3 protein-coding genes and 4 pseudogenes are annotated in these 6,677 nt (G+C 69.2%); 3 read left to right on the top strand and 4 right to left on the bottom strand.

From position 1 onward, the window contains the following. Nucleotides 1-1,131 (bottom strand): annotated as a pseudogene (locus NBZ85_RS06400) (ISAzo13 family transposase); the annotation flags it as partial. 384 nt (nt 1,132-1,515) lie between these two features. Beyond that, nucleotides 1,516-2,436: an NADP-dependent oxidoreductase gene (locus tag NBZ85_RS06395; protein ID WP_261561644.1), complete on the bottom strand. Its 921-nt coding sequence runs from the start codon at nt 2,434-2,436 to the stop codon at nt 1,516-1,518. A gap of 83 nt (nt 2,437-2,519) precedes the next feature. On the opposite strand from NBZ85_RS06395, the gene NBZ85_RS06390 reads away from it, so the two are divergent. After that, nucleotides 2,520-3,089, top strand: a complete 570-nt coding sequence (locus NBZ85_RS06390) for a TetR/AcrR family transcriptional regulator (protein ID WP_368861342.1) — start codon at nt 2,520-2,522, stop codon at nt 3,087-3,089. 197 nt (nt 3,090-3,286) lie between these two features. Here NBZ85_RS06390 and NBZ85_RS06385 read toward each other — a convergent pair. Further along, nucleotides 3,287-3,385: pseudogene (locus NBZ85_RS06385) on the bottom strand (IS6 family transposase); the annotation flags it as partial. 651 nt (nt 3,386-4,036) lie between these two features. On the opposite strand from NBZ85_RS06385, the pseudogene NBZ85_RS06380 reads away from it, so the two are divergent. Next, a pseudogene (locus NBZ85_RS06380) lies at nt 4,037-4,396 on the top strand (reverse transcriptase N-terminal domain-containing protein); the annotation flags it as partial. 34 nt (nt 4,397-4,430) lie between these two features. After that, on the top strand, nt 4,431-5,078 hold the full coding sequence (locus NBZ85_RS06375) for a toll/interleukin-1 receptor domain-containing protein (protein WP_261561642.1): 648 nt from the start codon (nt 4,431-4,433) through the stop codon (nt 5,076-5,078). 154 nt (nt 5,079-5,232) lie between these two features. Here the strand turns inward: NBZ85_RS06375 and NBZ85_RS06370 are convergent. After that, nucleotides 5,233-6,594 (bottom strand): annotated as a pseudogene (locus NBZ85_RS06370) (IS1380 family transposase). Between the last annotated feature and the right edge of the window lie 83 nt (nt 6,595-6,677).

The raw sequence follows: 6,677 nt of genomic DNA, 5'->3' as shown, positions 1-6,677 counted from the left end.
GTGGTGGAGCCGGCGGTTCGGGGCGCAGCGTGTAGTTCCAGTCGCCGTGCCAGTTATGGCGGTCGAGAGGCAGGGCGGCCATCTGGGTGTCGCTGACCTTCAGCCCGTCGGGGTAGGTCCCGGCGTCGAGGGTGGCGGTCACGGTCAGCCCGGTGGTCGCGGCGATGGTGTTGACGATGACCTCGTGGCTGGTCAGCGGCCTGCCGCGCCAGTTCATCGTGATGTGCGAGAACAGCCGGTGCCCTATCTTATTCCACTTCGAGGTGCCGGGCGGGACATGGCAGACGGTGATGGTCAGTCCGGTGGCGAGCGCGAACGCGGCGAGTTCGGCCTTCCACGCTCGGGTGCGGTAGCCGTTCGACCCGCCCGCGTCTGCGGTGATCAGCAGTCGGGTCGCGGCCGGGTAGGTGGTCTGGCCGACGGCGGTCCACCAGCGGCGGATCGACTCGACGGCGAACGCGGCGGTGTCGTGGTCGGTGCCGACGTTCACCCAGCCGGTGTTGGCCGCCAGGTCGTAGATCCCGTAGGGGATCGCCTTGCCGAGCGCCTCGTTGGGGAAGTCGTGGGTGCAGACCTCGGCTGGCTCGCCGTGGGGTCGTCACTCGCGGCCGCCGTTGCGGAACGCGCCGACATTCTCCTTCTTCTTGGTGTCGACACTGATGACCGGATCGTCGCTGTCGTGGTGGGCACTGGCCTGCTCGGCGATGTAGCGGAACTGGCCGTCGCGGTCCGGGTGGCGCTGGCCCTCGAGCGTCTTGGCGTTGCCCTGCAGGCTGAACTTCTCGGCGCGCAGCAGGTCAGCGACGGTGTCGGGACCAACCCGGTGGCCCTGGTGGGTAAGTTCGGCCGCGAGCGTGCGGGTCGACTTCGTCGTCCATCGCAGCGGTGACATCGGGTCGCCCCGTTCGTCGGGCTCGACCAGCGCGAGCAACGCCGGGCGAAGCCCAGGATCGAGATCCGCGGCGCGCCTACGCCCAGCCCCCGGCCGACGGGCCCGCCCAAGCGGCTCGCCACCGGCGTCCACCTCGTCGACACCGGCGGACACCGGCGGACACCGTAGCCTCGCGGACTCCCGCGGCCTGGGCGACCAGCCTGATCCCGCCGTGCCCGAGCGCGCGCCTCCGCGCCCATCAGCAGCCGGCGCTGCCGCTAGTCGAGATGCGGAAAGATCGTCTCGAACTTCGCCGCCAGCAGTTCCCGACTGACCGCCAACCCGCCCATACCGCACGATCATGCCGCATCTTCGGAATCTACGGGTTATTTACCGGCAGGCTCTAAGAACCGAACGATCTTGGTCCAGGGCCCTGAAATCACCATCCGCCCGGTCTCCACGAGGCTGTTGACCAGAGGCGATGCCGAGTGAACGCCCGACTTGCAACATCATCGACTGAATCAAACATGTGTTCTGCAGGTCTGGTAGGTCCGGACCATCGGATCCGGCCGACGAAGCTGAAAACGTCGCACGAACTCGATCCCGACGGGCAGGGCATGGCGCGGCTGCTCACAAAGACGGGGTCACAGCGTGATCACGATCTTGCCGTGGACGTGGCGTCCGGCCTGCAGTGTCACGGCATCGCGGGTCTGCTCGATCGGGAAGGCCGCGGCGATCGGCACGGTGATCTTGCCGGCAAGGATCGCGTCGGTGATCCTCTGCGGGGCGTCCGGGCCCGCGTCGATGCCGCCGGTCGCGCGCACGCCGCCGGGAGGGGTGGGCCCCGCGGCGATGGTGGAGATCCGCTCGGGTGGAACCCCGAGCGCGAGCGCGGTCTCGGCCGTTTCGGTGCCGAACAGGTCGGTTGCCGCGGTCACGCCGTCTGGAGCCAGTGTCCGTACCCGGTCCGCCAGCCCGGGGCCGTAGGCCACAGGTTCGGCGCCGAACTGCCGCAGGAACTCGAACGTGCCCTCCGAGGCGGTCCCGATCACTCTGGCGCCGGCGAGCTTCGCGAGCTGTACGGCGAACACGCCCACACCGCCTGCGGCGCCGCCGACCAGAACGGTGTCGCCAGACCGCAGGTCGATCGCCGCCAAGGCGGCGACGGCAGTCAGGCCGGCCACGGGAAGAGTGGCCGCCACCTCGTCGCTGATGCCCTCCGGCGTATGCCAGAGCGCCTCAGCAGGTGTCTTGACCACCACGAAGTCGGCAGTGGCTCTGTTCAGCGCGCCGCCGTAGACACGGTCGCCCACAGCAAAACCCGTGGCGCCGCCGCTCACCTCGTCGACGACCCCGGCGAAGTCGTAGCCGAAACCGGATGGCACGGTGACACCGAACTGCTCCGCCGCCTCGGGCAGCGAGGTGATGATCAAGTCCATGGGATTCAGTCCGGCGGCCGCTACGCGGACGCGGACCTCGCCCGGCCCGGCGTGCGGTTCCGGAACTTCCCGTAGCTCCAGCACCTCGGGCCCTCCGAACGTCTCGTAGATGACAGCTCGGCTCATGGGGACCTCCAGCAGGCACAGTGACGAGACTTGGTCCCATCACGATACCAGGTGACGGGACCAAGTCCCGTAGACTGGTTCCCGTGGCCCGCTGGCAACCCAACGCATCAGAGCGACTCGTTGTCGCTGCCCTCGACCTGTTCGCGGAGCGGGGCTACGAGAACACGACGGTGATCGAGATCGCGGAGCGCGCCGGGCTGACGAAGAGCACCTTCTTCCGTCATTTCCCGGACAAGCGGGAGGTGCTCTTCGGCGGGGACACGATGGCCGGACTACTTGTCGACGGGATCACCGAGGCGTCGGCCGCGGCAACCCCGCTCGAAGCTGTGGCTCATGCCCTGGACACGATCGGGAGGGAAGCCTTCACACCCGATCGTCGCGAGTTCAGCGCTCGGAGGCGGGCAGTGATCGCCGCCAACCCGGAACTGCGGGAACGTGAGGCGCTGAAGGGACTGGGCCTCGCCGCATCGATGATCGACGCGCTCGGGCGCCGCGGCGTTCCCGACCTGGCCTCGCGCGTGGCCGCGGAGCTGGGCGCGCTCGCCCTGACGATCGCCTATGAGCGCTGGAGCGACACGACCGGCGGCGACGAGTTCGGCGAAGTCGCGCGGCGAACGCTCAGCGAAGTGCGGGCGGCCAGCGCCTTGTGCTGACGGCCGACAAGCCAGCCTCGATCCCCACGCCCACGACCAGAACTCCGAGGTCAGAGAGGTCGCACCGGCCGCTTCCCTAGACGGGCGGGCCGAGTTCGGGGCGACGCCGCGCCGCCTGACTGGTCGCCTGGGATGCCGGCCTCGGCGCTGTTGCATTGCGAGGACGCGGCGCACGCCGGGGGTCCCCGCGACCGCGGTCAGACGGCGCGTGCGAGCTCGGCGAACGCCGCAGCGAGCCGAAGGTGTGGATCGGTGTCGACGGCGATTTCGTAGTGGCCGCGGCGGATGTTCTGAACGAACGTTGCGACGGTGAGGTCGCACAGAGTGAGTGAGACCGGTGGATGGAGGACCGAGGGACGGTACTGAGTCTCCAGGCTGGTGCTCAAGAGCCTGTCTCCGCCCCGGCATGCGCGCGCGTGCACTCCACGCGTTGGGTGTGAAGCCCGGGGAAAAGCCCAAGAACCGATGTCCATCCGTCGGGAACAGGCGAGGGGAAGGCCGGAAGGGTGAATAAGGTGAACCCTTGATGGAAGCCTCGTCATCAGAAGCGCCGGAGATGGAAGATTGTACCGGCGTCCAGGGCCTGCCGTTGGGAAGCGGCGATGGCGGTTGGGGTTCTTTCCCCCGGCCGTATGAGCACCATGGCCCCGGGGTAGAGAGGGCACCCCATCCCGGCCGTGTCTCACATGTGCGGAACGCGGAAACCCCGTCGAGGTCCGGAGAGCTGACCGGCTCCGGTAAGCCGACCGCAAGGGGGGTCTAATCCCTCGGCGGGAAAGGATGGCTCAAGAAGCGAACGGCGGCAGCCGAAAGGCGACAGGAAGGCGGGCGCAGATGGCGGGACCTTCGGCCGGCCGCGCCCGCGTAACTGGCCGTATACCAGGCCTGATCCTTGCCTGGGCCCGAAAGGGAGCTGACGTGGGCCAGGTGGCCTGTGGAGCACACCGATGACAAGGAACCGCCCGAGTCCGAGGGGCCCGTTGGGCACCTTGGCGCAGTACGCGAGCAGTGTCGCCGTGGTAGTGGCATCTGCCGTGTCCGGCGCCGGGGTGAACGGATCCGAGGACCTGCCGGACTGGGACGCCATCGACTGGTCGTCGCAGGACAGGCAGGTAGCGCGGCTACGGCAGAGGATCTTCAAGGCGACGCAGGCGGGCGACATCAAACGCGCCCGAAATCTACAGAAACTGATGTTGCGTAGCCGCGCCAACACGCTGGTCGGCGTGCGGCAGGTAGCCCAGCGCAACTCCGGCCGAAGGACCCCGGGCGTGGATGGCGAGGTCGCCATGACCTCCCGGCAGCGAGCGGTACTGGCCCGATGGCTGCAATGCCACGGGTCGGGTGCCGCTGCTCTCCCGGCAGTTGCAGGTCACCGGGCTGCGTGTGTTCCATCGTTCCTGGGAGGTCTCTGCGGGGGCGCATCTCGTCGGCGAGATCGACGCGGCGATCCGTCAGGCGCATCTGACAATCGCCGTCGTCTCCCCTGCGTACTACGGCTCGAAGCACTCGGCCGAGTGGCAGGCGGCGTTCACTGCCGACCGAGCCTGGCTCGGTGAACGGCTGCTGCCTGTCCGAGTGGCCGACCATCCACTTGACGGCCTCGTGGCCCACCTGTTCTCTGTGGATCTGTTCGATGTCGACGCGCCGGTCGCACGTGACCGGCTGGTCGCCCCGGCCGAACGTACGCTCGCCGGTGCGCGCGCCAGTCGGGCACGCCCGGCACAGCTACCAGCAGGTGCGCGCACGCCGAGGGCTCCGGCGGGATTCCCTGGGCGGGCGTGGCTGCGTGGCATACCGGTCACCGAGCCGCTGCCCAACCCCTATCTGAACGCCGTCGAGGACGATGGGCCGCTGGCCGCGATCCGGGCGCGCGACGGCGTCGTCCCGTTCCAGCCACGCAGCGAGCTCGACGTGCGACAGAGCCGTTGTTCTTACACTCCCGCCTCAGGTCGAGCTAGCCCAGATCTTTCGTGTCTTGATCGGGTGTGAGTCTGGGCTGTCTCCCATCCCTGTTGATGTTGAGTTTTCGTGCTCGGCCTGGTCGGGTCGCGGCCGAGGGCCCCGCTGTCACGCGGGGTGGGTGCCCGGTCCACGTCCGGGGTTTTTCTTCTGGTCGGCGGGGTGGGAGGTCGGTGGTCCCGGGTTATCCGGGGCTGGGTAGGGCGCGCAGCGTTGTGATCGCTTCGATCGCGAGGGGCGTCCAGGGGTGGTGGCTGGCCAGGTGCAGCACTGTGGTCCGGGCGTGGTGGGCGAGCCGGCCTGCCAGAACAGCCGGTGGCGTAGCCGTTTCGGTTCCCAGCGTCGGGCTGGCTGGCCGCCGAGGGCGAGTAGTTGGGTCCAGGCGATCAGATCGAGGGCGAGCGCGACGACGGCGCACCAGATCTGGTTCTGGGTGAAGTCGTGCAGCGGCAGGTTCGTCAGGCCGGTGTCCTTCGCGGCTTTGATCCGGTCCTCGCAGCGGGCTCGGCGGCGGTGGCGCAGCTCCAGGACGGCGAGCTGGCTGCGGGTGGTGTTGGTCGCGAAGGCGGTGTAGCGGTGGCCGTCGACGTCGGTGATCCGCAGCTGCGCGCCGGGGTGCGGCCGTTCCCTGCGGACGATGATCCGCATTCCTGGTGGCCAGCCGGACAGGTCGAGCAGGTCGGACAGCTCTGCGACCCAGGCGCCGGGCCGGGGCTGGCCGTTGGCGTCGTAGGCCGGCGTCCACGCCTGTTTCGGCAGCCTGCCGATGGCTTCGGCGTGCTCGTCGGTCAGGGTGAACCCGACCGAGTAGGCCAACCTGCGCTGATGCAGCCAGGCCACGAAGGCATGGGTGCCGCCGGCCGAGTCGGTCCGGACCAGCACCTTGCGGGACCGGCGCAGCCGCCGGGGTACCTGAGCGAGCGCGTCGGTGGCCACGGTGATGTGGTCGGCGGCTGTGTTCGAGCCGGCGTTACCCGGGCGCAGCAGGACCGCGGCCGGCTCGCCGGTCCCGGCCGGGCCGTGGTCGAGGAACGCCCACAGCGGGTGAAACCCGAACCCGCGCTTGAACGTCGGCGCCGCGTCCTGCTTCTCCGAATGCGACGTCACCAACGTCGCGTCGAGATCCATGACCAGCGGATCGTCCACCGACACCGCCTCGTCCGCAGCGTGCTTCCCGGCCATCGACCACACCCGGCCCCGCGCCGCGGCGGTCGCCCGGGCGACGGCGGCCAGGACCTTTCCCGCGTCGGCGGCGAGCCGGTCGACCGTCCGCGACACCGTCGGGTCCGAGGCCACCGTGCCGAACACGGACGGCTCGGCGCGGAGCAGCGCGACATCCGCGAGGCAGTCCCCACCCAGCGCCAACGCGATCGCCAGGTCGGTCAGCGCCTTCGCCGGGTCATGCGTCGCCAGCGACGACCGCCACGGCGACAACTCCTGCGACAGAACCCGGCCCAGCCCGCAGATCCGGACCGTCTCGGTCAGCAGCACCCCACCCGGCAGCATCGACACGGACAGACGGGTAGACACCGGTACTCTGCACCATGAAGGTGCTCCTTGGTCTCGGATGGATCAGGTCTTCGACAAACCCGATCCTCCCAGCTCAGGAGCACTTTCCTATTTCCGACA

It is taken from the genome of Frankia tisae, from assembly GCF_025403405.1.
Classification (GTDB): Bacteria; Actinomycetota; Actinomycetes; order Frankiales; family Frankiaceae; genus Frankia; species Frankia tisai.
Note: the sequence above shows the minus strand (reverse complement) of the source record. Positions and strands in the feature narration are given on the sequence as shown.

What these genes read in the sequence shown, in the direction of transcription:
- NBZ85_RS06395 (WP_261561644.1), bottom strand. Translation starts at nt 2,436, where the DNA reads ATGAGCCGAGCTGTCATCTACGAGACGTTCGGAGGGCCCGAGGTGCTG.